The organism is Burkholderia sp. AU32262 (genome assembly GCF_020419985.1).
In the GTDB taxonomy this organism is placed as follows: domain Bacteria; phylum Pseudomonadota; class Gammaproteobacteria; order Burkholderiales; family Burkholderiaceae; genus Burkholderia; species Burkholderia semiarida.
The window spans coordinates 277955-304099 of sequence record NZ_JAIZRS010000001.1 but is presented as its reverse complement, the minus strand read 5'-3'; the positions used below and the strand labels follow the sequence as shown (position 1 = coordinate 304099).

Genomic DNA, 26145 nt, shown 5'->3' with positions numbered 1-26145 from the left:
CCGCACGGCTGGCGAGCTGGGCGGCCTGGCGGCGCGACGCATTACTTCCACTGGTACAGCACGCCGGCGCCGATCACCTTCTGACCGCCGCTGAAACCACCGTTGATCGACGCCTTCAGGTTCTCCGTGATGCGCGCCTGCATGTTGACCGCCATCGCCTTCTGGCCGAGGAAGGTCGACGTGCCCACGCCCATCCCGAAGTTGGCGTCGCGATCGAGCTGCGGGATCGAGGCCATCGCGCCGACGGCCGCGATACCCTGCTTCGCCATCTGGTCGGTCTGCTGCAGTTGCGAACCCAGCGAGTTGATCTGCGCCTGCTGGCCCGACAGCGCCGTTGACAGCGTCGTCTGCACCTGCGTCAGCTGGTTCACGTTCACCGCGTCGGTGCCTTGCGTACCCGGTGCGACGTTCGTGATCTGGCGCTGCTGCGTGTCGCTGCCGACCGATACCACGTTCGAGCGGCCGCCGTCGTTGGAGCCGGCGCCGATCGCCACCGAGTTCGAGCCGGCGGTGACGGTCGGGTGATCGCTGCCGGTGCCGTTCATGTCGGCGGCGATGCCGTTGTTGTTCACTGCACGCGTCGTGTTGTTGTTGATCGTCGTCGACAACTGGTTCAACTGGTTGTTGATGTTCGTCACGCCGGTCGACAGCGACGCCACGTTGCTGTTCGTCGTGCTCAGGCCGGTCGACAGCGAACCGATACCGGTCGACGTCGACGTCGACAGCGAGGTGACGGTGCTGTTCGTCGTGCTCAGGCCCGTCGACAGCGAGCTGATCGCGGTCGAGGTCGACGTGGACAGCGAGGCCACGTTGCTGTTGGTCGTGCTCAGCCCGGTGGACAGCGAGTTGATGCCGGTGGACAGCGACGCGACGTTCGACGCGGTGGACGTCGACAGCGTGTTGAGCGCCGTGTTCGTCGCGTTGAGCTGGCTGCCGTTGATCGCATCCGTGCTCGTGGCCGAGATGCGGCCCGCGGCGACGTTCGTGATCTGGCGTTCCTGGCCCGGTGCGCCGACGCTCACCACGCCGACCGGCGAGCCGCCCGCGAACGGGTACGTGACGCCGCCGATCGTGGCGCTCGACGTGCCGACGGCTGCCGCCGTGACCGAGTTCGCGCCGAGTGCGATCGAGTTCGCGACGTTCGCTTGCGCGTTCGTGCCGAAGGCGAGTGCGTCGGCGGCCGTGGCCTTGGCGGCCGAGCCGTAGGCCTGGGCGCCGGTGGCGCTGGCCGTGGCCTGGCTGCCCAGCGCGATCGTGTTGTCCGCGGTGGCCTGGTTCGCGCTGCCGAGGGCGAGCGCGCTGGCGCCGGTTGCCGTGTTCTGGTTGCCGAGCGACACCGCGCCGTCGCCGGTCGCCGTGTTGTTCGCGCCCATCGCCACTGCGCCGGTGCCCGTCGCCACGTTCGGATCGCCGATCGCGACCGCGCCATCGCCGGACGCGGTGTTGCCGGAGCCGATCGACACGGCCTTGCCGCCCGTTGCCGAGGCGTTCTGGCCGATCGCGACCGCACCTGCCGTCTGCGCGTTCGAGCCGTCGCCGACTGCCACGCTGCTGGCGCCCGCCGCGCTGGCGTTCACGCCGGCGGCGAGGGCGTTGGTGCCCGTGGCGCCGTCGTTCGCGTAGTTGGCTTGCTGCGTGCCGTTGTCGTTGACGCTGTAGTAGTGCGTCTTCGCGGCGTTGATCGCGGTCGAAGTGGAGGTCGACAGCGACGATACCGCGCTGTTGGTGCTGCTCAGGCCGGTGGACAGCGAGCCGATGCCGGTCGACGTCGAGGTCGACAGCGACGTGATCGTGCTGTCCGTGCTGCTCAGGCCGGTGGACAACGAGCCGATGCCGGTCGAGGTCGAGGTCGACAGCGACGTGATCGAGCTGGTCGCGGACGACAGGCCGGTCGACGTCGAAGTCGACAGGGAACTGATGGAGCTGTTGGCCGACGACAGGCCCGTCGACGTGGAGGTCGACAGCGACGTCACCGAGCTGTTGGTCGAGCTCAGGCCGGTGGACAGCGAGTTGATGCCAGTCGAGGTCGACGTGGACAGCGAGGTGATTGAACTGTTTGCGGAGGACAGCCCGGTCGAAGTCGAAGTCGACAGGGACGTGATCGAGCTGTTTGCCGACGAGAGGCCAGTCGACGTCGAGGTCGAGAGGGACGTGATGGAGCTGTTCGCGGACGACAGGCCCGTCGAAGTCGAGGTCGACAGCGAGGTGATTGAGCTGTTAGCCGACGAGAGGCCCGTCGAGGTCGAGGTCGAGAGCGACGTGATCGAGCTGTTGGCCGAGGACAGGCCGGTCGACGTGGAGGTCGACAGCGACGTCACCGAGCTGTTGGTCGAGCTCAGGCCGGTGGACAGCGAGTTGATGCCAGTCGAGGTCGACGTGGACAGCGAGGTGATCGAACTGTTTGCGGAGGACAGGCCGGTCGAGGTCGACGTGGACAGCGACGTGATGGAGCTGTTGGCCGACGACAGACCGGTCGACGTCGAGGTCGAGAGCGACGTGATCGAGCTGTTGGCCGACGACAGGCCGGTCGACGTGGAGGTCGACAGCGACGTGATCGAGCTGTTCGCGGACGACAAGCCGGTCGACGTGGAGGTCGACAGCGACGACACCGAGCTATCGGTCGAGCTCAGGCCGGTGGACAGCGAGCTGATGCCGGTCGAGGTCGATGTGGACAGCGATGTGATCGAGCTGTTTGCCGACGAGAGGCCAGTGGACGTGGAAGTCGACAGCGACGTCACCGAGCTATTGGTCGAGCTGAGACCCGTTGACAACGAGTTGATGCCGGTCGAGGTCGAGGTCGACAGGGACGTGATCGAGCTGTTTGCCGACGAGAGGCCCGTCGAGGTCGACGTGGACAGCGAATCGATTGAGCTATTGGCCGAGGACAGGCCAGTCGAAGTCGAAGTCGACAGCGACGTGATCGAGCTGTTGGCCGACGACAGGCCGGTCGACGTCGAAGTCGACAGGGACGTGATGGAGCTATTGGCCGAGGACAGGCCAGTCGAAGTCGAGGTCGACAGGGACGTGATGGAGCTATTGGCCGACGACAGACCCGTCGAGGTCGAGGTCGAGAGCGAGGTGATCGAGCTGTTAGCCGACGAGAGACCCGTGGACGTGGAAGTCGACAGCGACATCACCGAACTATCGGTCGAGCTGAGGCCGGTCGACAACGAGTTGATGCCGGTCGAAGTCGAAGTGGACAGCGAGGTGATCGAGCTGTTGGCCGACGAGAGACCGGTGGACGTAGAAGTCGACAGCGACATCACCGAGCTATCGGTCGAGCTGAGGCCGGTCGACAACGAATTGATACCCGTCGAGGTCGAGGTCGACAGCGAGGTGATCGAGCTGTTAGCCGACGAGAGACCGGTGGACGTAGAAGTCGACAGCGACATCACCGAGCTATCGGTCGAGCTGAGGCCGGTCGACAACGAGTTGATGCCGGTCGAAGTCGAAGTCGACAGCGACGTGATGGAGCTGTTCGCCGATGACAAACCGGTCGACGTGGAGGTGGACAGCGACGTCACCGAGCTATTGGCCGAGCTGAGTCCCGTCGACAGCGAATTGATACCCGTCGATGTCGAGGTCGACAGCGAGGTGATCGAGCTGTTGGCCGACGACAAGCCGGTCGACGTGGAGGTGGACAGCGACGTCACCGAGCTATTGGTCGAACTGAGGCCCGTCGACAGCGAATTGATACCCGTCGAGGTCGACGTGGACAGCGAAGTGATCGAGCTGTTGGCCGACGAAAGACCTGTCGAAGTCGAAGTCGAGAGCGAGGTGATCGAGCTGTTAGCCGACGAAAGACCCATCGAAGTCGAGGTCGACAACGAGGTGATTGAGCTGTTGGCCGACGAGAGACCCGTCGAAGTCGAGGTCGAGAGCGAAGTGATCGAGCTGTTCGCGGACGACAGGCCCGTCGAGGTCGAAGTCGAGAGCGACGTGATGGAGCTGTTAGCCGACGAGAGGCCCGTCGAAGTCGAGGTCGAGAGCGACGTGATGGAGCTGTTCGCGGACGACAGACCGGTCGAAGTCGACGTCGACAGCGACGAAATGGCACTGGTCGCGGTACCGACTTGTTGGGCGACGGAATAAAGCTGGCTGCCGTTGATCGCGTCGGTACTGGTCTGGGTCACTTGGCCGGCAGCGACGTTGGTGATCTGCCGTTCCTTGTTGAGGTCGCCGACGCTGACGGTGCCGACCGGCGTGGCGCCGGCGAATCCGCCGAACGTAACGCCGTTGACGGTCGCGCTGCTCGTCGGGGTGGCCGCGGCGGTCGCCGAGTTCGCGCCGAGCGCGACGGAGTTGTTCGTGCCGGCGACGGCGCCGGTGCCGATGGCGACGGCGTCGGTGCCCGTTGCGGTGCTATCGGCGCCGGTCGAGTTCGCGTGGAAGTACTTGATGCCCTGACTGTTGATGTTGTTGATCGCCGAGCCCACGCTATTGGCCGTCGATGTCGTGCCGTTCGCGTTGTACGTGGTGTACGCCGGAGCCGAGACCTTGCCCGTCGTCGGGTCGTACGTCGAACCACCGCCAAGTGCCGACGCGGTGCTGCTACCCAGGTTGTCGGTCTTCGTCGAGACCGTGCTCAGGCCGGTGGACAGCGAGTTGATGCCGGTCGAAGTCGAGGTTGACAGCGAGGTGATCGAGCTGTTGGCCGACGAGAGGCCCGTCGACGTGGAGGTCGACAGCGACGTCACAGAGCTGTTAGCCGAGCTGAGGCCAGTGGACAGCGAGTTGATGCCGGTCGAAGTCGAGGTCGACAGGGAACCGATCGAGCTGTTGGCCGACGACAGGCCCGTCGACGTGGAAGTCGAAAGCGACGTAACCGAGCTGTTTGCCGAGCTGAGGCCGGTGGACAGCGAATTGATACCTGTCGAAGTCGACGTCGACAACGAGGTGATCGAGCTGTTGGCCGACGAGAGGCCCGTCGACGTGGAGGTCGACAGCGACGTCACAGAGCTGTTCGCCGAGCTGAGGCCAGTGGACAGCGAGTTGATGCCGGTCGAAGTCGAGGTCGACAGGGAACCGATCGAGCTGTTGGCCGACGAGAGGCCCGTCGACGTGGAAGTCGAAAGCGACGTAACCGAGCTGTTAGCCGAGCTGAGGCCAGTGGACAGCGAATTGATGCTGGTCGAAGTCGAGGTCGACAGCGAGGTGATCGAGCTGTTGGCCGATGAGAGGCCGGTCGACGTGGACGACGAAAGAGACGTAACGGAGCTGTTAGTTGTACTAAGGCCGGTGGACAGCGAATTGATGCTGGTCGAAGTCGAGGTCGACAGCGAGGTGATCGAGCTGTTGGCCGACGAGAGGCCGGTCGACGTGGACGACGAAAGCGACGTAACAGCGCTGTTAGCTGAACTAAGGCCCGTGGACAGCGAGTTGATGCCCGTCGAAGTCGAGGTCGACAGCGAAGTGATCGCGCTATTCGCCGACGAAAGACCGGTCGACGCCGACGTCGACAGGCTGCCGATTGCGCTCGTCGTCGTGCTCACGCCGGTGCTGAGCTGGGCGACGGTGACGGCGTCCTGCGGCGCCGAGCCGTCCGCGACGTTCGTGATGCGGCGCAGGGCCGTCGAGCTGCCGACCGAAACTTCCGACAGAGGCGCGGCGCTGCCCGTCAGATAACCCGTGCCCGTCGGCGCTGCGGCGCCCGTCACGCTTCCGGTGCCGAGCGCGACGCTGGATGCGTATCTGGCCGTGCTGCTTGCGCCGAGCGCCATCGCACCGGTGCCCGAGGCCGTCGCGCCGGTGCCGAATGTCGTGGCGTTCGTGCCGGATGCCGTTGCGCCGACGCCGATTACCTGTGCGCCGGTTCCGGTGGCGAGCGTGCCATTGTTGCCGATGGCGATCGAGTTCGTGCCGTTGGCGGTAGTTTGGGCGCCGATCGCCGTCGAATCCTGACCCGTAGCCGATGCACTCGTGCCGATGGCGAGCGAATCGCCGGAACCCGTCGGAGACGTTGCTACAGCACCGGCCCCGATCGCGATCGTGGAACCCGACGTAGCGTTGCCCGCGTTCGCGCCGCTGCCGATCGCGATGCCGCCGCCCGTGCCAGCGTTCGCACCGGCCGTCGCCGATTGACCCAATGCAACCGCGGAGCCGCTTGCCGTGGCGCCGTCGCCCTGCGCGATGCCATACGCACCGTTGACGGTCGCACCGCGGCCGAGCGCGATACCCGACGTGGCGGTCGATGCGACGGACGACTGCCCGCCGATCGCGATACCGTCCGCCGCGGCCGACTGCGCGCCCTTCGTTGCGTTGCTGCCGATGGCGACTGCGCCCGCGCCCGAAGCGATGGTCGAGTTCGCCTGCGACAGCGGCGTCGTTCCGTTGCCGCCCGCGCCGCCGATCGCGACGGAGTTCAGTGCGTTCGCAGTCGAGCCGAAGCCGAGTGCGGTCGCGCCGGCACCGCTGGCGGTGGTTTCGAGGCCGGCAGCGACGCCCCACAGACCCGCCGACGACTGTATGCCGGTGGCGACCGCGCCGTTGCCGGTCGCCTGTGCGAATGCGCCATATACCGTGACACCGGTCCAGCCGTTGCCGTTGGAGTTACACCCGGCTACGACCGAATACGTTCCGGAACCGTCGCCGGCCTGGTTTTGCGTGCCGCCGGGGTTGACGCGGCCGACCGCGCCGCTGCTTCCCGTCAGGCAGGTTTGCTGTGTGTTGAGCGTATTGGCTTCGGCCAGTCCGGGCAGGCTGATCGCCAGCGCCGCGACGGCCGCCACCACGACAGCCGACTTGTTCGGCTTACCCCGTGCCGAATCGATTTCCGATGCTGCGACCCACGCGCCGAGCGCTTCGTTCCAGATCGAGCGGTATGTGCGGTTCATATCCTGCTACCTCCAAATGTGCACGCCACACACCGGTCTCTTTTGTTAGAGGATTACTCCGTGCGCTCGCGTGAATCTCAAAATTGATGGGCGGATTTTATTGGAGTCGGATTTTATAGATTGACAAACAGTGATAAATGAAGCGTTTTAAAAGTTAAAGAATGGTTAATGAGGCGGGTTTTTGCGCAAGAGAGCAGAATGAATTTGAAAGATGCAAGAATGCTTCTAGTATGGTTTGAATTCTGCGGCCGATATTCGGATTTTCCTATAAAAATCAATGTGTTGAGGCGATTTTGTGCGGTGGATGACACATTCGGTCTAGTCAAAAGTAAGACAAATGAAATAGCAAACGTTTGCGCGTCGCCGGATTCTTTCATGTTTGTAATGTTTTCTGGGTTGTGGTGAGATAATGCGCTAGCCGAATTATTAACTTGTTAATATTTTGGCTTTTATTGAATTTTTGTTTTAGTGTGAAGATTATCTAGCAGTCAAATTCATCTGATTCGAGGTGCATTTGATTGTGCTGATGTGCGCATTCCGTCCGGCGCCGGGGCCCGTATGACGGGCGTTCCGGGCCGTCCGGTCGTCGAAGTTGTAAAAAATTGCTACAGAACGCCCAAATGAAACAATCTGCGCCGATTTATCGGATTTGTCCTATTGACGATCGTGTTGACATCGGCGTTATCGCGGAATCGGCGCGTATGCCAGAGGTTGAGCGGGCGCACTCGTGAGGGGTGTTTCGCGGGGTGTCGACGGGGCGCCACAGACCGTGGGTCTGCGTCGAGTCGTAGGGGGCCGAAATGTCAGATCCGAGTGCGGCAATTTGTCCGCCACGCCGGCGCAGGCCCGCCGCAGCAAAATGAAAAAAGGGAGGGATCGAATGTATCGGGCGCGCCACATTCGGCCCACGAGCGTGGGCCGAATGGGCCAGCCTGCCGCATGACCCGCGGCAAACTTCCGGCTTTACTTCTTCAGAAACCGCAGCGCGAACCGCGCCATCCGCGGCACGAACATCGGGCGCAGCAGGCGCTTGTCGTAACCGGCCATCCGCCGGTCGTTTTCCACGAGACACAGCTCGATCAGTTCGCGCGGGTTCAGCGCATCGCCGATGTCGGCGGTGCCGGTCGCCGGAAAATTCGCGTCACGCGCGGCGCCGTCGGCATCGATGCCGCGCGCGATGCTCATGCGGTCGCGGATCAGCTGCACCCACACGGCTGCGACGCGTGCGAAGAACCACGGCCGGCGCCACCACGGCATCGTGCGCCAGTACCATGCGTACCAGTTGACGAAGAACAGGATGTGGCGGCCTTCTTCCTGGATCACGGGCTCGAAGGTCTCGACCAGTTCGGGCGGGAAATAGCCGGAGCGCTGCGCGGAGCGGAACAGGCCGAACGCGAAAAAGCTGTCGATGCACTCGCTGAAGCCCGTCATCATCCACGACCATTCGGGATCTTTCGGCGCGGGGTAGGCCGGCTCGGGCGCGAGGCGGATGCCGTACGCCTCGACGAGCTTCGACAGCACGACCTTGTGGCGGGCTTCCTCGCCGCCGTCCATCTCGAGCGCGCGGCGCAGCAGCGGATCGTCGACTGTCGCGGCGTAGGTCGCCACGCGGATCGACGCGCGGCCTTCCGTTTGCACCGCGATGTCCCAGATCGGCAGCGACGTGAGCCGCCTGAGCTCGGCCGGCTGGAGCGCCGGCCAGTCGATCACGGCCGGCTTGTACGGGTTGTGTGTGTCGAGCAGCATCCGACAGAACATCTGCTTGTGCGCATCGGAACCGATCCGGACCGGGCCTTGGGCCTCGAAGGTCCAGTTGCGCATTGCGTGATCTGCGGCTGCATGCTCTTCCTGCAGCGTGTCGGTCATGGCTATTGTTATGCGATTACGGATCGAAAGATTCTTGCACAGCTTCCGTCATCGCGTATTTTCGTGCGGCCATGTGCACGCCGGCCCCGCGCATGTCACGCGTTCGTGTCGACCCAGAGGCGGCCCCAGCGCGATGCGTACGCGAGGGCGTGCTCTTCCTCGAAGAAGAAATCGATTGCGTCGAACGACACGGAGCGCGGCGACGGGCCGCCGCTCGCGCGTTCGATCGTCAGGTTGGCGGCGAACAGCCCGTTCGGCAACCGGGCGGCAGCGGGAGCGACTTCGTAGCCCTTGTAGCGGATCGTACGGTTCATGGCATGCGCGGAAAAAGTTCGGACTTTCAGCGTACGCAAACCCGCCGGTCGGGTGAACCAATCTTTCGGCCAATGCAAATGACGCGGCGGGCTGAATCGTTATCGGGGCGGGACGCGGAACGGTGTTGTCGGGAGCCGGGACGACGCGCCCGCATGTCGCACGCGTCGGAAGACGCGCCGCGCGCCCTCGTCGAATCCTGTCGATCGAGGGCGCGCGGCGGAATGCGGGGGGTTACTGGTTGGCGACCTTCAGCACGGGGGCGAGCGCATCGACCGACGCCGCGTGCGAGGCCGCCCGATGCGACGCGAACGCGAGCGCGAATTCGGCCGCTTGCGCGCCGACCGTCTCGAGTTGCGCGACGACCTTCGGATCCGAGCAACTGTCGGCGCTCTCGAAACGCGTTTCCAGCGTGTTGACGGTGGCGCCGAACGGCGTCGGCCAGCCGCGCAGCGCATGGACGATCGAGCGCAGCGACGTCAGCACGGTGCCGGCCGCCTGCCAGCCGTAGGCGGTGACGATCAGGCCGACCGCGCGGCCGTCGAGATACGGGCGTTCGTCCGCGCGCAGCTCCTCGAGCGTGTCGAGTGCGTTCTTCACGAGGCCGGACACGCCGCCGTGATAGCCGGGCGTCGCGATGATGATCGCGTCGGCCTGGCGCACCGCGTCGATCAGCTCGCGCTGCGCGTCGGTCAGCGTTTTGTGTTCGGGGGCGTAGTGCGGCAGCGTGTGCAGGAACGGGCCGTCGAACAGGCGCGTACGCGCGCCGGCGGCCTGCGCGCCGCGCAGGGCGAACGACAGCGCGCGTTCGGTGGACGACGCGGCCCGGGTGGTACCGCCGATGCCGACGACGAACGGGCGGCGGTGTTGATCGAATGCAGTCAAGGGGCGCTCCTGGGAGTGGCTTGCCCGGCTAAGCACAGGCTTAAAACCAGATGGTAACGACCCCGTCGCCACTCTGAAAACGACTTTTCGTTCTATCGATATGCCGCGTGGCGGGGCAATCGTGTGCGCGGCCGCGCAGATCGATAGCAGAAATGCTTGGTTGGGGCGGTGCACCACGGTCGATAAGATGGGTGCGTCTCCTCCATGATGTCTCTACTGACATGGGTTGGCCCCGCCACGCGGATGCGGCGGGGCTTTTTTTCGTCCTCGGCCGGAAAACGGGGCGCGATGCGTGCCGCGACGTGGCCCGTTACGCGAACACCGGCCGGAAGAAGCTGCGCTCGTAGCTGACGATGCAACGCGTGTCCTCCGCGTAGCGGAACGCGGCCTGGCAGGCCGGGTCGTCCTTCGAGCGTTCGCGGTAGCGCTCGTATTCCGCGAGGCTCGGGAACGAGAACATTGCCAGCGCGATGTTGCTCGCGCCTTCGGATGGCAGGAAATAGCCATGATGCGTGCCGCCGAACCGTTCGACGAGCGGAATCCACATCTTGCCGTAGGTCTCGAATTCGACGAGTTTGTACGGGTCGACGACGTAGCGAAGGAAGCAGGTGATCATGGGCGCTCGCGATGCAGTGGCGGAGCCGCGAGTCTGGAGCGCGGGGCGGCACGTGTCAACGGCGTGCACGCGGGCGTCGGTTTCATTGCTTGATGCGTTGCTTGCGCGAGCAACGATCGGCACTTCGATGTGTTCGCCATGACGTGCGCACAGCGTCGAAATACGCCGTACTCGTCACCTCCGCCAGCCGCGCTACCCGTGGATTTTTACGACATTTTTTCTTGCGACGGCGACCGGCGCGCTCCTAGACTTCGGGCATCTTCACCACGGAGCATGGCCATGTCGATACCCTGGAACGCGATCGCCGAACTCACAGCCGCCGCGCCGCTTTCCGCAGGCGCCGATCGGGTGATCGTCCGGCGCTTCGATCCGGCAATCGACAGCTACGCACAACTCACGCCGATGCTGCACCGCGCGTTCGCACGGCTCGGTGCGATGGGGCTCAACTGCACGTGCGTCGATCAGGACGAGGATGTCACGCGCCGCCGCGCGGAAGCAGGCGAGTGCTACGTCGCCGTGTGCGGCGGGCGCATCGTCGGCACGGCCACGCTGTATGCGACCGATCCGTCGTCGGCCTGCCCGCTGTACCGGCGTGAAGGCGTCGCGAGCGTGCGCCAGCTGGCGGTGGACCCGGCTTGCCAGAGCCGCGGGATCGGCGCGTTGCTGCTGTCGTTCGCCGAGCAGTGGGCCGCGTCGCGCGGCTATGCGCTGCTCGCGCTGGATACGCCGCATCCCGCCGCGCACCTGCTGGCGTTCTACGGCGCGCAGGGCTTCGAGGTGGTCGACGTGATGCGCTTCGCCGGCAAGCGCTACGACAGCGCGATCCTGTGCAAGCGGCCCGTTGCACGCCCCGTGCGCCGGGTGTCGTCGGCGTCGCGGCTGGCTGCGCGTGTGGCGGCCGTGCGGCGTGTCCTGCATGCGTGGGCGCCGCGCATTGTCGTGTTGGCCCGGCGCGAGGCGGGTTTGCGTCGCGCCGGACGTTTCGCGGCGCGCCGCGCGGCCGGTGCGGCCAGTTGCCGGTCGTCGCCGTGGCGGCTGCGTCAGCACGGCCGTTTCGTGGCCCGATAGCGGCGGGCGGACTCCGGTTCGTGCCGTTCGCCCGTCGCGTGGGCTTCACGCGAGGACGGGACGCGGGCCGCTCGATCAATCGGCGCAATCACCCGTTCCGATGGCCAGGAGAACGAACCGGCTCGACGAACGGCGCGCCAAGCGGCACGCAACTGCTTGCGTACGTCACTCGTCGCGGCCGCGGGCGTCGCCGCCGCCTTTCGCAAGGCGCCACGCGATCGTGCCGAGCATGCCGACCGCCACCACCAGCGCGCCCCACAGCACGTAGCGGCGCGCAGCGTCCGTGTCGGCGGCGGCCACCGGCGCGACCGCCGACGCCGCCAGCGCCGCGCCGACGCGCGCGGGCCGTACTTCGGGCGCCATGCCGACCAGCAGTGCGTCGCGGCTCACGGCCGACGACCCGAGCGACGCGTCGCCGACGCCGAGCGTAAACGGCGGCGCGCCGCGCGCGACGAAGGTCAGCGCGGCCGGATGCCAGCCGATCGCGACGGCCGGCTGCCCGCCGCCGAGCCCGCCGTTGCGCATGTCGACGACGATTCGCCATGTGCGGTCCGTATTCGCGACGAACTCGAGCGGCGGATTGCGCTGCTCGCCGCCCTTGCCCTGCAGCCGGAACAGCACGGCGCCCGCGACGTCGCGCCACGGCGCCTGTGCGTCGGCACGGCTTTGCAGCGCCGCGCGTGCGACGGTGTTCGGTTGCGGCAGGCCGATGCGCACGCGGTCGACCGGATACGCGCCATCGGTGTCGAACAGATACTCGCCCGGCGCACTGCCGGCGCGTACCCGCACGGCGTCGCGCCACTGACGCGGCGCGGATGCCGTATCGGTGCCGCGAGCGTCGCGCGGATGCGTCTCGACGTCGATCGACGCGATCGCAGGCGCGTCGTCGAGCCAGTCCAGCCGCAGGTAGCGCGGCGCGGCGCCGTCGAGCGCGATGCGCTCCTGCACCAGCATGTCGCTGCCGCGGCCGGCCTTCAGCAACTGCGTGCTGCCGAGCGGCCGCCAACTGCGCAGGTCGTCGCTGGCTTCGACGGACACACGCCCCTGGTAGGTGTCGTCGCTCACGTGCACGAGCAGCGCATCGATGCTGCCGTCGGTATGCGACAGATCGACGAGGTCCGCGCCGTGCGTGGTGCGCGAAGGCGTCGCGACGGCCGCGCGCAGCGCGCCGTCCGGGCCGACCGTCACGCCGAGCGGCGCGTTGGCGTTCCCGGCGCGGGCGGGCGGCAGCGGAAACCAGTGCACCGGCGTGCGGGACGGCGGCACGGCAGGCGCGGCGGCGGCCGCGTCGAGCGAGTACGGCACTGGCTCGCCCGCGCCGTTGAAGATGCGCACGTCGCCGAGATCGTCGCGCCGGCTCGCCGCATACACGGGCTGCGGCACGGTGAGCTGGTAGTACGCGGCGCTGCCGTCGAGGTCGAGCGCGAAGCGCTGCGCGACGCGGGCTGCGTTCGGGGCATCGCCGGCCGCCGCGAACGACGCGAACAGGCTCAGCCCGAGCAGGGCGGCGAATCGTTTCATGGCCGGCCGTCCTGTTGCGCGGCTGCCTTCGGCGGCAACGGCGAGAAATAGCCGATCAACAGCAGCAGCACGCCGATGCCGATGAACGACACGATGCGCTCGATGCCGGTGACATGCGACAGGTCGAACAGGAACAGCTTGACGACCGTGAGCGCGAGCAGCGCGGCGCCGACGAACCACAGCGGCCGCAACCCGCGGCGCGTGGCCCAGATCGCGATCGCGAGCGCGCAGACCGTCCAGTACACGGATACCGACGCCTGCACGAGCGTCGATTCGGCCATCGCGCGGAATTCATACGGCACGCCGGCCCAGTGATGCAGCGTGCGCAGCAGGATCGCGTTCAGCCACAGGAAGCCGGTCGCGCCGGCCGCACCCAGCAGCTCGACGCGGTACCTGCCGAACGACCAGCCGAGCTTGCGCGCGCGCACGAACCACGACGCGGCGAGCGCGTAGACGACCGCGAGCACGAGATCGAGCGGATTGAACAGCGGCACGCGCGCCCAGCTTCCGCCGTCCTGCGTGAAGTTCGCGTAGAACGTCCACGCCCACATCACGACGATCAGCGGCAGCGACGCGAACGCGCAGAGACGGGCGATGCCGTCGCGGCGTGTGAGCCACATCCCGGCGAACGCGAACAGGCTCCAGCCGACCATGAACACCTGCTGGACGCCGAACGACGAGACCACGGTGTCGATGTCGTAGCCCAGGTGGAAGCGGTGATGCAGCGTGCGCAGCATCAGCGCGTTGAACCACAGGAACACGGTCGCGATCGCCGCATAGTCGACGACGCGCGGATGCCACGCGATGCCGAGCGTTTTCAGGCGGCGCAGCCACGCGGCGAAGGCGACGAACACGAGACCCTGCGCGACGTCGAGCGGATTGAGCAGCGGCACCCAGAAGAGCGGCGCTGCGTCGCCGTCGCTGACCGTGCTGGCGAGGCTCCACAGCCACAGCAGCGCGGCGAGCGGCGCGGCCCCCCCCCCACACCTGATACGCGCGCGGGAACGCCGCGACGGGCCAGCGCAGGCGCGAGCCGGGGCCCGACACGAGCAGGAGCAGCGCGCCGAATCCGTATGCCCATGCGCTCCAGCTCCATGCGCCTTCGGGGACGAACGCGTGCAGGCGCCAGAAGCCTTCGAGCGAGAGCAGCCCGCACAGGGTCCAGAACGTCAGCGTATGCAGCGGCGCGAGGATGCCTGCTGCAACGGCCGGCGCCGCGTCGTTCGCGGCAGCGGCGCGGCCCGTGTCGCGCGACTGGCGCCACAGCAGCGCGAGCCCCGCACCAACGGCCAGCGGCCACGCGAACGCACCCATGCCCGACAGCGGCGCTTCGTGCGCATCGAACGCGCGCAGCGCGAGCAGCGCCAGCACCGGCGTGAGCGCGAGCGCGGGCCATTCGGCGAGCGGCCATGCGAGCCGGCGGCGCGTGGCGTGCGCGAGCCACGCGGTACCGGCCGCGAACAGTGCGGTCGTATCGACGACGAAGCGATCGGCATGCAGGTCGACGTGGCGGCTTGCGTGGACCAGGATCTCGTGCAGCCCGCCGCTGACCCACCACAGCAGCCCCCACGCGGCGGCCGCGACGCCGATCTCGGGCATCCATGCGTGCCATGCGCGCGCTTCGCCGCGCCCGTGCAGCCACCAGCCGGTGAACAGGCCGGCGAGCGCGATCAGCAGCATCGCGATGGTCGGGCCGTTGAGCACCGGCAGCGCGGTCGCGTCGGCCGGCGCGAGCAGGCTCGTGAAGAACGCGCCTGCCGCGGCGAGTTGCATCAGCAGCCCGAAGCCGAATGCGAGCAGGCGTTTCTGGCGCACGCCGAGCCACACGACGGCCGCGCCTTCGATGGCCCACGCGGCGCTGGTCGTCGGCCCCGAGAACGCGAGCGGTACCGCGAGCGTCGCGAAGATGACCGCGAGCGCGAGCATCGATTCGAACAGCAGCCCGAGGCGGTCGCGGCGCCGCGCGAGCCATGCGGCGACCGCGACGTAGAACGCCGACAGCGCGACCGCGCTCCACGCGAGCGCGAACGGCATGCCTTTCACGAGCGACGCCTGCAGCGCGGTCGCGACGATCGGCGTGCCGAACACGAGCGTGCCGTCCACGTAGTGCCGCAGCGCGAGTTCGCGTTTCACCGCATACAGCAGCGCGATACCGACATACATCAGGAAGAACAGGACGAGGAACGGCTCGGTGCTCGCGAACAGCGCGGGGCGATAGGCCGTCACGCCCCACGCGGAGCCGATCGTGAACGTGAACACGAAGCCGAGCAGGTTCAGCGGGCGCCAGGCCTTGAACCACGCGATCGCGAAAATGCCCGCGTTCAGCAGTGCGTAGTAGCTGAACAGCGCGACATGGTTGCCTTGGCCGGTCGACAGCAGGATCGGTGCGAGGAAGCCGCCCGCGCTGCCCATGAACGCGAGCGGCAGCGCGTTCTGCCGCACCGCGAGGAACGCGCTCAGCGCGCAGATCGCGACCATCAGCGGGAACGCGGCGCCGACGGGCAGCAGCGCATAAAGCTTGGTCGCGGCGAAGATCGTCAGGTACAGGATGCCGACGCCGCCGCCTTGCAGCACGAGACCGTATGCGGCGCGGCGCGCTCGCACGCGCCAGCCGATCGCGAGCAGCGCGGCCGCGGCGAGCGCCGTGCCTGCGAGGCGGAATTCGATCGGCAGCATGTCGTTGTCGGCCGCGTACTTGAGCAGGAACGCGACGCCGAAGAACAGCACGATGATCCCGACACGCACGACCGTGTTGCCGCCGAGCAGCCAGTCGCGCGCGGCGCCGAACGCGCGTTCGGCGATGCCGGGTTCGCGCGGCGCAGGCGGTTCGGGTGGGGCAGGGCGGCTCGCGGTGGCGGGCGCGCTGGCGGTGGTGTGGGCGTGAGCGGATGCCGTGGCGGTGCGTGCCGTGGTTGCCGGTGCGGGGGCCGCTGCGGGTGCCGGCGTCGAAGCCGATGCCGGTGTGTCGACCGGTGCGGCGGCAGGTTGTTGCGTGGGCGTGGCCGGAACGTGGGCCGGTAGCGGCGTGGAGGCGCCGGCCGACGCCGTTTGCGCGAGGCCGCCCGAGGCCGCCGCGCCGACCTTCGTGCCCGCCAGTTGCGCGCGCAGCGAATCGAGTTCGCGCGTGAGCGTGTCGACGGTGGCTTCGAGGCGCGCGACGCGATCGGCGAGGGGTAACGGGGTGGGAGGCGGCGCCGCGGAGATCGCGAATGAATCGGGCGCGACGGGCGCGTGACGGAGCTTGCTTTGCCGCAGCGCATGCCCGACGCAGAACCCGACGGCGGCCCCGAGCAGCGAGCCGCTTCCGGCCGAGAAATCCCCGATCAAGGCGGCGATGCCGCCCACGATGAAGCCGATTACGGCGAATGCCCAGTTCAACGCCTTGCTCCCTCTCACTATCGTTATCGTCCTTCGATCGAGGATCGCACCGGATCGAGGCGGTTTCAGCACGGCCGGCAGGCGAACCGGCATGCGCGCGTCGTACGGCGGGGCCCTCGTGCGAAAGGCCCGCGACGGCGTCGCGATTGGCGTGTTTGCGGGGAATGTATCACAGCGCGCATGCTCCGATTTGCGGGGTTGGCGTGGTATCGCGGCGTGCGCCGTCCGGTGTCGCCATCCGGCTTTCTGCACGGTCATGCTTTTTACCGACGAATGCAGTGCGCGTTTTCGTCTGAACGAATCGACGCCGGAACGGACGTGAACTTGTCGCAAAACGACGCGAGCGCGATACGCGCTGGCGCAAAACCTCATGTGATGCGCGCCGCGTTGCTGCGCACAAGTCCGGCGCGGAATGCCCGCCGTTGCGGGCCGTGCGCGTATTGCGCCGCCGCAATCGGCTGCGCGGCCCGCCGGGCGGGGCCGCCGGCCGTGTCGTATTTGCGCAAGCGTTTGTCGTAATTCGTCGGCAGGTCGGGGTTTTTTCTGGCAACTATGTAGGCACGCTATGACAAGCGCGAGTCCCCGCTACACGAGGAGAAGGTTTCGATGGATGCCCCCAAGGTTGTGGTCGAAGGTCTGTGCAAGGTGTTTGGAAGCAATCCCCAGCAGGCGCTCGACATGCTCGCCGCCGGCGCGACGAAGGACGATGTGCTCAAGCGCACCGGTCAGGTCGTCGGCGTGCACAACGTCTCCTTCGATGTGCAGGAAGGCGAAATTTTCGTGCTGATGGGCCTGTCCGGCTCCGGCAAGTCCACGCTGATCCGCCTCGTGAACCGGCTGGTCGATCCAAGCGCCGGCAAGGTGCTGATCGACGGGCTCGACGTCGCGTCGGCGCGCCGCTCGGCGCTGACCGCGCTGCGCCGCAAGGACATGAGCATGGTGTTCCAGTCGTTCGCGCTGATGCCGCATCGCACCGTCGTGTCGAATGCCGCGTTCGGCCTCGAAGTCGCGGGCATGGGCAAGAAGGAGCGCGAGCGCCGTGCGATGGAAGTGCTCGAGCAGGTCGGCCTCGCGCCGTTTTCACACAAGCTGCCGTCCGAGCTGTCGGGCGGCATGCAGCAGCGCGTCGGCCTCGCCCGCGCGCTCGCCGTGAACCCGTCGCTGATGATCATGGACGAGGCGTTCTCCGCACTCGATCCGCTCAAGCGCCGCGAAATGCAGGACGTGCTGCTGCAACTGCAGAAGGAGCAGCGCCGCACGATCATGTTCGTGTCGCACGATCTGGAGGAAGCGCTGCGCATCGGCAACCGCATCGCGATCATGGAAGGCGGCCGCCTCGTGCAGGTCGGCACGCCGCAGGACATCATCGCGAATCCGGCGGACGACTACGTGCGCGCGTTCTTCGACGGCATCGACACGAGCCGCTACCTCACCGCCGGCGACTTGATGCAGACGGGCGCCGTGCCGCTCGTGTCGAAGTGCGATGCCGCGAACGTCGCGGCGTCGCTGAACGGCAGCGCCGAATACGCGTTCGTGCTCGATGCCGCACGCAAGATTCGCGGCTTCGTCACGCGCGAGGCGCTCGGTCAGGACACGCCGTCGGTGCGGCCGATCGAAAGCATCCGGCGCGATGCGTCGCTCGAACATGTCGTCGCGCGCGTCGTCGCGAGCCCGAATGCATTGCCCGTCGTCGACGACGACGGCTGCTACTGCGGCTCGGTCGATCGTGCGCTCATCCTGAAGGCCATCACGCGTTCGCGAGGCTCCCATGTCTGAAATGATTCCGCTCGGTACCTGGGTCGACCAGTCCGTTCACTACCTGCTCGACCACGACGCGAAGACGTTCGACGCGATCGGTCAAGCGATCGAAGGGCTCGCCGCATTCGTCGAGCATGGCCTGCAGGCGATCCCGATGTGGCTGATGATGGCGATCTTCATCGGCGTCGGGCTGTGGCGGGTGGGCTGGCGCTTCGCGCTGTTCACGACCGCGTCGCTGCTGCTGATCTTCGCGACGGGCTTCTGGGACCAGACGGTCATCACGCTCGGCCTCACGCTGTCGTCGACGATCATCAGCCTCGTGCTCGGCATCCCGCTCGGGATCTGGGCCGCGAAGAGCAAGTGGGTGGCCGCGATCGTGCGTCCGATCCTCGACCTGATGCAGACGATGCCGGCCTTCGTCTACCTGATTCCGGCCGCGATGCTGTTCGGTCTCGGCCGCGTGCCGGGGATCCTGTCGACGGTGATCTTCGCGATGCCGCCGGCGGTGCGCCTCACGAGCCTCGGCATCCGCCACGTGAACCGCGAGATCGTCGAAGCCGGCCAGGCATTCGGCTGCACGCCGTGGCAACTGCTGTACAAGGTGCAGTTCCCGAACGCGCTGCCGTCGATCATGCAGGGCGTGAACCAGACGATCATGATGGCGCTGTCGATGGTGATCATCGCGTCGATGGTCGGCGCGGGCGGCCTCGGCAACGACGTGCTCGCGAGTATCCAGCGCCTCGACATCGGTCTCGGCTTCGAAAGCGGTCTGTCGGTCGTGCTGCTCGCGATCATTCTCGACCGCATCACCGAGAGCTTCGGCCGCGCGCCGGGCACCGCGAAGGCGCCGCTGTTCTCGGGCCTCAAGCAGCTCTTTCGCGTGAAGGCTTCGCCCGCGCAGGCCTGATCTCCGGCGGCCGGCAACGCGCCGGCCGCTCACCCTGAATGGATAACGGCTCCCGCGGCGCAAGCCGCAGGGCTGACCTTCTGCAACCTCCTCGCCAGGAGACCGATGTGACGTCCGCCGTCGCTGTCGCGCCCGCCGCCTGCGTTTCACCGGTTTCGTCCCTCGCCCATTTCGGCTTTCTGACGCTGCCGAACTTCTCGATGATCGCGTTCTCGAGCGCGGTCGAAGTGCTTCGGATGGCGAACTACGTCGGGCGGGCGGATCACTACAAGTGGTCGATCTACTCGCTCGACGGCGCCCCCGCGCATGCCAGCAACGGCATCGCGGTGCGGCCCACGCAAGCGCTCGACTACGACGACCTGCCCGACGTGATGATCGTGTGCGGCGGCATCCGCATCCGCGACGTGGTCGACGACGGCGCGCGCGATACGCTCACGGCGCTCGCCGAGCGCGGGCTGCCGCTCGGCGGCATCTGCACGGGCGCGTACGCGCTGATGTCGAGCGGGCTGCTCGACGGCTATCGCTGCACCGTGCACTGGGAGAACCTGTCCGCGCTGCATTCCGAATTTCCGCAGGTGGGTTTCGCCGACGAGTTGTTCGTCGTCGATCGCGACCGGCTGACCTGCACCGGCGGCACCGCTCCGCTCGACCTGATGCTGAACCTCGTCGGCATGCGGTTCGGCCAGCAACTGGCCGCGCAGGTCTCCGAGCAGTTCATCCTCGAGCGCATCCGCAGCTCCACCGATACGCAGCCGATTCCCGTCGATGCGCGGGTCGGCTTCTCGCGCGCGGAGCTGATCGAGGTCGTGCGGCTGATGGAGGCGAACATCGAGGAGCCGCTGTCGCTCGAGGAACTCGCGCGGCTCGTGCGGTTGTCGCAGCGGCATCTGCAGCGCATGTTCAAGGTGTACCTGAACGTGTCGCCGACCCACTATTACCTGACGCTGCGCCTGAAGCGCGCACGCGACCTGCTGCGCACGACCGATGCGTCGATCGCACGCGTGACGGCGGTCTGCGGCTTTCATTCGCCGTGTCATTTCAGCAAGGCATACCGCGCGCAGTTCGGCCATGCGCCGAGCTACGAGCGCCGGCTGCCGGGGCGCTGAGCCGGGGCAATCGGACGGTCCGCGACGTCGCCGGGATCGCGGCGCGCGGCTTCAACAAACGATCCCGCATTCAAGCAAACGACATCACTTTGAGGAGAAGCAAGATGAAGCGCCTATTGATCGCAGCGGTGTGCGGAATCGGGATGACCGCGCCGATGTCGGCCGTTTATGCGGCCGATCCGCCCGTGTGCAAGAACGTGCGCTTCGCGGATGTCGGTTGGTCCGACATCGCGGCGACCACGGGCCTCGCGTCGACGATGCTGCAGGGGCTCGGCTACAACCCGACGAAGACGATCGCGTCGGTGCCGATCACGTTCGCGGGGATCAAGAGCAAGCAGATCGACGTGTTCCTCGGCTACTGGTCGCCGACGATGGACCCGATCATCCAGCCGTTCACGAAGGCCGGCACGATCAAGGTGCTCGCGACGCCGAACCTGACCGGCGCGAAATACACGCTCGCGGTGCCCGACTACGTGTACCAGGGCGGCCTGAAGTCGTTCGCGGACATCCAGAAGTACGCGGACAAGCTCAACGGCAAGATCTACGGGATCGAACCGGGCAACGACGGCAATGCGCTGATCAAGAAGATGATCGACGGCAACCAGTTCGGCCTCGGCAAGTTCAAGCTGGTCGAGTCGAGCGAGGCCGGGATGCTGGTCGAGGTGAATCGCGCCATCCGCGACAAGCAGTGGATCGTGTTCCTCGGCTGGGAACCGCATCCGATGAACGTGCAGATGAAGATCGACTACCTGACCGGCGGCGACGACGTGTTCGGCCCGAACTACGGCGAAGCGAAGGTGCTGACGGCGACGCCGCCCGACTACGCGCAGCGCTGCCCGAACGTCGCGAAGTTCGTGTCGAACCTGCAGTTCACGACGGCGATCGAGAACCACGTGATGGTGCCGATCATGAACAAGCAGGACCCGAACAAGGCCGCCGCCGCGTGGCTGAAGGCGAACCCGGAGGCGCTCGACAAGTGGCTGGCCGGCGTGACGACGATCGACGGCAAGCCGGGCCTGCCGGCGGTGAAGGCGTATCTCGGCGCGCATTGACGGTGACGTGTCGGGCTGGGCGGCCGCGGCGCGAAGCCTGACCTGAATGTTGAGCCGGCGTAAGCGGGGTGACCTGCTTGCGCCGGCTTTTTGCTGCCCGCTTCACGCTCGCGCCGACGGCCAGCGCAAGCCCGTTATTAGCGTGAACAGGCCCTATACTGCTCGATCCCCGATCGAGGAGACGGCAATGATCCGCAACCCGCTTGATGCATCCGGACGGCAACACGCAGCCGGCACGCGGCCGAATGGCGCGACCGTTTCGGCCGACACAGGCTGCGACCGGACAATCCGGTACGTCGGCCGTTCATTCGCATGAAGCGCATCGAACAAGTCGTGCTCGCGGCGGATCTCGCGGGCACGGCGGTGTTCGCGATCGAGGGCGCCAATGCGGCGATCGGCGCCGGACTCGACCTGTTCGGGGTGATGGTGCTGTCGCTCGTCGTCGCGCTCGGCGGCGGCGTGATTCGCGACCTGCTGATCGGCGCCCGCCCGCCGAGCGCCGTGAGCGACTGGCGTTATCCGGCGCTCGCGTTCGCGGCCGGGCTGTTCGCATTCGTGTTCCATGCGCGGGTCGCGTCGTTCTCGCCGTCGCTGCTGACGATGCTCGATGCGGCCGGCCTCGCGCTGTTCGCGGTCGCGGGCGCGGTGAAGGCGCTCGAATTCCGCGTCCACCCGTTCATTGCCACGCTGATGGGCGCCGTGACCGGCTGCGGGGGCGGCGTCGTGCGCGATCTGCTGCTCGCACGGATACCGGTCGTGCTGGTCACCGACATCTACGCGAGCGCGGCGCTGCTCGGCGCGGTCGTCGTCGTGCTGTGCCGGCGGCTCGGTTGCCCGCCCGTCGTCGCGGCCTTGCTGGGCGGGCTAGCGTGCTTCGCGCTGCGGATGGCGGCGGTGCGTTTCGGCTGGCAGTTGCCGAAAATCGCCGCGGGGGCGTAGGCCCCGGCTCACGACCCCTTCGTCGCCGCCGGCACGTCGAACACGCGATCGAACGCCCACTGGAACACGAACGCGTAGCAGAAGAAGAACGCGAACAGCCCGATATCGACGACGAATGCGTCGAACCACGAGATGTCGAGCCACCACGATACGACCGGCACGAGGATGAAGATCAGCCCGCCCTCGAATCCGGTCGCGTGCAGAATCCGCCGCCCGAGCGTACGTGCCGGCTGCCGGCGCGATGCTTCCCAGCGCTCGAACAGCGCGTTGAAGATCATGTTCCACAGCATCGCGATCGCCGACATCGTCGCCGACAGCGCGCCGGAGTAGACGAGGTCCTGCTTGAAGATCGCCGCGATCGCGGGCGAGATGCAGGAAATGGCGATCGCTTCGTAGAGCACCGCCTGTGTGATGCTGCGCGGTAGGCCTTGCACGGGTTCCTCCGGTTCGAGGTCGACCGTCGCGGCACCATGCCGCGACGCCCCGCAAGGCTAGTCGCGTTGCGCAGCCGCTTCAATTCACCTAATCTCACCCCGATTGAATCGAATTCAACCCGGCCGCATCTGGCCCGCGAGGCCCCGTGTTCTCGAAAATTCCCCTGACCGCATTGCGTGTATTCGAATCGTCGGCGCGGCTCGGCACGTTCAAGGCCGCCGCAGACGAGCTGTCCGTGACGCCGGCTGCCGTGTCGCACCAGATCAAGTCGCTCGAGAGCCGCGTCGGCGTGCTGCTGTTCGAGCGCGGCGCAGGCGGCGTGCGGCTGACGGAAGAAGGCGAGCGGCTGTTTCGCGCGAGTCACGATGCGTTGCTGGCATTGAGCCGCGGGCTCGATGCGGTGCGTCCCGATGCGGCCGACGAGCGCCCGCTCGTGCTGACCACCACGCCCGCGTTTGCGGCGATGTGGCTGATTCCGCGTCTCGGCGCGTTTCGACGCGTCGATCCGCACCTGCACATCAAGGTCGAAACAGGGAATGCGCTCGTCGATCTCGAACGCGATGCACGCGTCGATCTCGCGATTCGCGCGACGTCGCGCACGTTTCCCGCGCTGCACGAGATAGCGTTGATCGACGAGTATTTCGGCGCGTATGCGGCCGCCGGGTTCGATGCGCATCGCGCGGACGCGCCGCTCGACCTGATCGAGACCGTGTGGGATACGCCGCTGCCGGTGTCGGTCGACTGGGCGTCGTGGTGTCGTGCGGCGGGGCGAGAAGCGTGGCTCGAACGCGCGGTGTTTCGCCATTACGACGACGAGCATTACGCGTTGCAGGCCGTGCTGCACGGGCAGGGTATCGCGCTGCTCAGCTCGGTGCTGGCCGCCGAGCATGTCGAGCGCGGCGCGTTGATGCCGATCGAGCCCACGGTGCGGCTCGACGGTGCGCGCTTCGTCGCGTTGTGCCGGCCGGGGCGCGAGCGCGAGCCGCAGGTCAGGCGGTTTCTCGACTGGCTCGAAGCCGAAATCGCACGGACGCGCGATGCGGTGGCGCGGATGGCGCCGGACGAGCACCGCGCCGCTACCCGAACCTGACGCAATACACCGGCGGCAAATGCGCCGATACCTGCTGCCAGCGCTCGCCGCCATCATCGGACGTCCATAGCCCGCCGGTCGTCGACGCCATCGCGAGGCGCGTGCCGGAATCGTCCACCGCGAGCCCGTGCCGGTACACGAGGTCGTACGCGGGCGCGGCCGGCAATCCGTTCGACAGGCTCTCGAAACTGCGGCCGCCGTCGCGCGTACGCGTGACGACGAACCGGCCGTTCACCGGAATCCGGCACGCGTCCTTCACGGCCGGCACGAACCACGCGGTATCCGGTTCGTGCGGATGCGCGGCCACCGCGAAACCGAAGCTCGACGGTTGTGCTTCGATCCGCCGCCAGTGTTCGCCGCCGTCGGTCGAGCGGAAGATCGCGCAGTGATGCTGCGTCCACAGCACGTCCGGATTGGCCGCGCACTGCACGACGCGGTGCGGGTCCTGCATGTTCGGTTCGCCGCGTCGCTCGGGCGGCATGTAGTCGGCTTCCATGCCTTCCGCGGTCACGCGCCACGTCGCGCCGCCGTCCGCGGTCTGCCACACGCCGCCGCACGAGATGCCGACGGCAACGTGCCGGCTGTCGCGCGGATCGACCATCACCGAATGGATGCCCGGCGCGTCGTACCCGCCGCCGCCCCATTCGGCGCGTTCGGGGCGATCCCACAGCGGGCGGTTGAGTGCCCACGAATCGCCGTGATCGTCGGAACGGAACAGGCCGCCGGGAATCGTGCCGGCCCACAGCACGCCGGGCTCGTCCGTGCCGCCGGTTTCGAGCGACCAGATTTGCTGAAGGGTCCACGGCGGCTGCGGCGACCCGGCAGGCTCGTCGTCGGTGTCGCCGCTGCCTGCGTGCGGATCGGCACGGGTCGGCGACGCGTCGGCGGGCTGCGGCGGATAAACCGGGGCTGCACATTCCTCCCAGTCGGTGGCGCCTGCGCGCAGGCGATGCAGTTTCACGCCGAAATGGCCGAGATTGAGCGCCGCATACAGCGTGCCGTCGCGCGGGTCGGCGAGCGCCATGCTGACGGGCTCGCCGATGAAATGCGGTTCGCCGAGCGTCCAGCCGCCATGACCGTCTGGTTGCAGGACGAACAGGCCCTTGCGGGTGGCGACGAGCAGTCGATCGTTCATGTGCAGTGTCTCCGGATGGTCCGCCTTGGCGCGACGGCGTTTGGTATCGGGGATGCGCCCGTACATCGGTCCCTTTATCCGCCCGTCAGCGCCTGCACGACATACACGCGGCTGGCGTCGCCGAGCGCATCGGACAGATGCTGCCGGTCGCGGATCGGCTGGCCGTCGATGAATACCGACAGGTGCTTTCGCAGCGCGCCCTGGTCGTCGACGATGTAGCCGCGCAGCCGCGGCTGCTCGCTGAAAATGGTGTCGAATGCTTCGCCGACCGTATGCGCGTCGATGTCGCGCTCGGGCGTTTCGACATGCCGCTGGATCGACGCGGCGAAAAAGAGGTGCGCCATGGCGGTAGCTGGCAGGAGCCGCACGAAGGGACGGCTTGTAGTGTAGGCGATCCGGCGGGCGCCGAAAGGCGGAACGGAGCCGCCGTGCGCGGCGCGCGCGGGGTGGCGGCGGCTAAACCGGAATCGACCGCCCCCTGATCCGGATCCCGAGCCGCACGACGCCGATCACCGCATTCGACAGCCACGTGAGCCAGCGCGGCATCCCGCGCCGGCGGATATCGAGCAGCAGCACGATCCGCACGGCGTCGCTGTCGTTCCACACCTCGTGCGTGAACGTGTCGTCCCACAGCAGGAAGCGGCCTTCGTCAAGCCGGTATTCGCGGCCGTCGACCTTCAGCACGGCGGCCGGCGTGCCGTCCGCGCGCTGCGGCATCGACAGCACGAGATAACCGCGCAGGATGCCGCGAAACGGCCCGCGATGCGGCGGGATGTGTTTGCCGGGCGCGAGGAACGACAGCGATGCTGACAACACGTCCGGGGACGCCGCGACGAGCGACGCGACGGTCGGGCAGCGCGACAGGTTGCGCACGAACGGCTGGCCGTACGCCTGCATGATGAACATGCGCCAGTCGCGTGCGTCGTTGGCCGAGATGTCGTACTGCTCGCGCATGATTTCGTGAAAGCGCGGGATGCGCGGCATGTCGCGTGCGACGTCGAGCGCCTCCGCGCGGATCGCGGGCCATGCGCGCACGAAACGCTCGGCATCCGGGAATGCGGCCGCGTCGAGCACCGCGCCGCTGTCGATATGGCGGTCGTACAGCGTGCGCAGCAGGGCGGCTGCATGGTCGTAAGCGGCGGACATGGTCGATCGACGGGTGGCCCGGATGAAGAGGTGATCAGTCTGCCCGAAGCACGGCGGGCATTGCGTTACGTCAGGTTACGCCGGCTGACGAATGAATG

17 protein-coding genes and 1 pseudogene are annotated in these 26145 nt (G+C 67.1%); 7 read left to right on the top strand and 11 right to left on the bottom strand.

Annotation, left to right across the window (positions count from 1 at the left end; translation table 11 throughout):
* Positions 1–41: 41 nt before the first annotated feature.
* The 5 genes from LGN10_RS01250 to LGN10_RS01230 form a co-directional block, all read right to left on the bottom strand.
* The gene (locus LGN10_RS01250) at positions 42–6833 is read right to left on the bottom strand and encodes an ESPR-type extended signal peptide-containing protein (protein WP_226221311.1); all 6792 of its coding nucleotides are present in this window, start codon (positions 6831–6833) and stop codon (positions 42–44) included.
* A gap of 963 nt (positions 6834–7796) precedes the next feature.
* Positions 7797–8699 (bottom strand): hypothetical protein, encoded by a 903-nt coding sequence (locus tag LGN10_RS01245; RefSeq protein WP_059575437.1) that lies wholly within the window; start codon positions 8697–8699, stop codon positions 7797–7799.
* Positions 8700–8794: 95 nt separating this feature from the next.
* Positions 8795–9013, bottom strand: coding sequence for a hypothetical protein (locus tag LGN10_RS01240; RefSeq protein ID WP_006480563.1), 219 nt, complete (start codon positions 9011–9013; stop codon positions 8795–8797).
* 232 nt (positions 9014–9245) lie between these two features.
* On the bottom strand, positions 9246–9896 hold the full coding sequence (locus LGN10_RS01235; RefSeq protein ID WP_006490914.1) for an NADPH-dependent FMN reductase: 651 nt from the start codon (positions 9894–9896) through the stop codon (positions 9246–9248).
* A gap of 310 nt (positions 9897–10206) precedes the next feature.
* A complete protein-coding gene (locus LGN10_RS01230) occupies positions 10207–10512 on the bottom strand; it encodes an NIPSNAP family protein (RefSeq protein ID WP_059643755.1) in 306 nt (101 codons plus the stop codon).
* 279 nt (positions 10513–10791) lie between these two features.
* Here LGN10_RS01230 and LGN10_RS01225 point away from each other — a divergent pair, with 279 nt between their 5' ends.
* On the top strand, positions 10792–11580 hold the full coding sequence (locus tag LGN10_RS01225; protein ID WP_226221307.1) for a GNAT family N-acetyltransferase: 789 nt from the start codon (positions 10792–10794) through the stop codon (positions 11578–11580).
* Positions 11581–11745: 165 nt separating this feature from the next.
* Here LGN10_RS01225 and LGN10_RS01220 read toward each other — a convergent pair whose 3' ends face one another.
* Entirely contained in the window at positions 11746–13101 is a 1356-nt protein-coding gene (locus tag LGN10_RS01220) for a DUF3999 domain-containing protein (protein ID WP_226221304.1), read from the bottom strand.
* A pseudogene (locus tag LGN10_RS01215) lies at positions 13098–16479 on the bottom strand (DUF2339 domain-containing protein). Before LGN10_RS01215 ends, LGN10_RS01220 begins: the two are co-directional and overlap by 4 nt.
* Before the next feature lie 606 nt (positions 16480–17085).
* Here LGN10_RS01215 and LGN10_RS01210 point away from each other — a divergent pair.
* The 5 genes from LGN10_RS01210 to LGN10_RS01190 all read left to right on the top strand — a co-directional run bounded on the left by LGN10_RS01210 (position 17086) and on the right by LGN10_RS01190 (position 22241).
* Entirely contained in the window at positions 17086–18255 is a 1170-nt protein-coding gene (locus tag LGN10_RS01210; protein WP_059575426.1) for a quaternary amine ABC transporter ATP-binding protein, read from the top strand.
* On the top strand, positions 18248–19144 hold the full coding sequence (gene choW, locus LGN10_RS01205; RefSeq protein WP_059575424.1) for a choline ABC transporter permease subunit: 897 nt from the start codon (positions 18248–18250) through the stop codon (positions 19142–19144). The genes LGN10_RS01210 and choW overlap by 8 nt, the downstream gene beginning before the upstream one ends.
* Before the next feature lie 107 nt (positions 19145–19251).
* Positions 19252–20250, top strand: coding sequence for a GlxA family transcriptional regulator (locus LGN10_RS01200; RefSeq protein ID WP_226221302.1), 999 nt, complete (start codon positions 19252–19254; stop codon positions 20248–20250).
* A 104-nt stretch (positions 20251–20354) separates the two neighbouring features.
* A complete protein-coding gene (locus LGN10_RS01195) occupies positions 20355–21302 on the top strand; it encodes a choline ABC transporter substrate-binding protein (protein ID WP_060314054.1) in 948 nt (315 codons plus the stop codon).
* 312 nt (positions 21303–21614) lie between these two features.
* Positions 21615–22241 (top strand): trimeric intracellular cation channel family protein, encoded by a 627-nt coding sequence (locus LGN10_RS01190; protein ID WP_226221300.1) that lies wholly within the window; start codon positions 21615–21617, stop codon positions 22239–22241.
* An 8-nt stretch (positions 22242–22249) separates the two neighbouring features.
* On the opposite strand, the gene LGN10_RS01185 is transcribed toward LGN10_RS01190, so the two are convergent.
* Positions 22250–22675, bottom strand: coding sequence for a PACE efflux transporter (locus LGN10_RS01185; RefSeq protein ID WP_226221297.1), 426 nt, complete (start codon positions 22673–22675; stop codon positions 22250–22252).
* 146 nt (positions 22676–22821) lie between these two features.
* Here LGN10_RS01185 and LGN10_RS01180 point away from each other — a divergent pair, with 146 nt between their 5' ends.
* Positions 22822–23766: a LysR substrate-binding domain-containing protein gene (locus tag LGN10_RS01180; RefSeq protein WP_226221293.1), complete on the top strand. Its 945-nt coding sequence runs from the start codon at positions 22822–22824 to the stop codon at positions 23764–23766.
* Here LGN10_RS01180 and LGN10_RS01175 read toward each other — a convergent pair.
* The 3 genes from LGN10_RS01175 to LGN10_RS01165 all read right to left on the bottom strand — a co-directional run bounded on the left by LGN10_RS01175 (position 23753) and on the right by LGN10_RS01165 (position 26047).
* Positions 23753–24901: a WD40/YVTN/BNR-like repeat-containing protein gene (locus tag LGN10_RS01175; protein WP_226221291.1), complete on the bottom strand. Its 1149-nt coding sequence runs from the start codon at positions 24899–24901 to the stop codon at positions 23753–23755. The two genes, LGN10_RS01180 and LGN10_RS01175, sit on opposite strands and share 14 nt — an antisense overlap.
* Before the next feature lie 74 nt (positions 24902–24975).
* Positions 24976–25245: a MoaD/ThiS family protein gene (locus tag LGN10_RS01170; RefSeq protein WP_104012525.1), complete on the bottom strand. Its 270-nt coding sequence runs from the start codon at positions 25243–25245 to the stop codon at positions 24976–24978.
* 112 nt (positions 25246–25357) lie between these two features.
* A complete protein-coding gene (locus tag LGN10_RS01165; protein WP_226221289.1) occupies positions 25358–26047 on the bottom strand; it encodes an aspartyl/asparaginyl beta-hydroxylase domain-containing protein in 690 nt (229 codons plus the stop codon).
* Between the last annotated feature and the right edge of the window lie 98 nt (positions 26048–26145).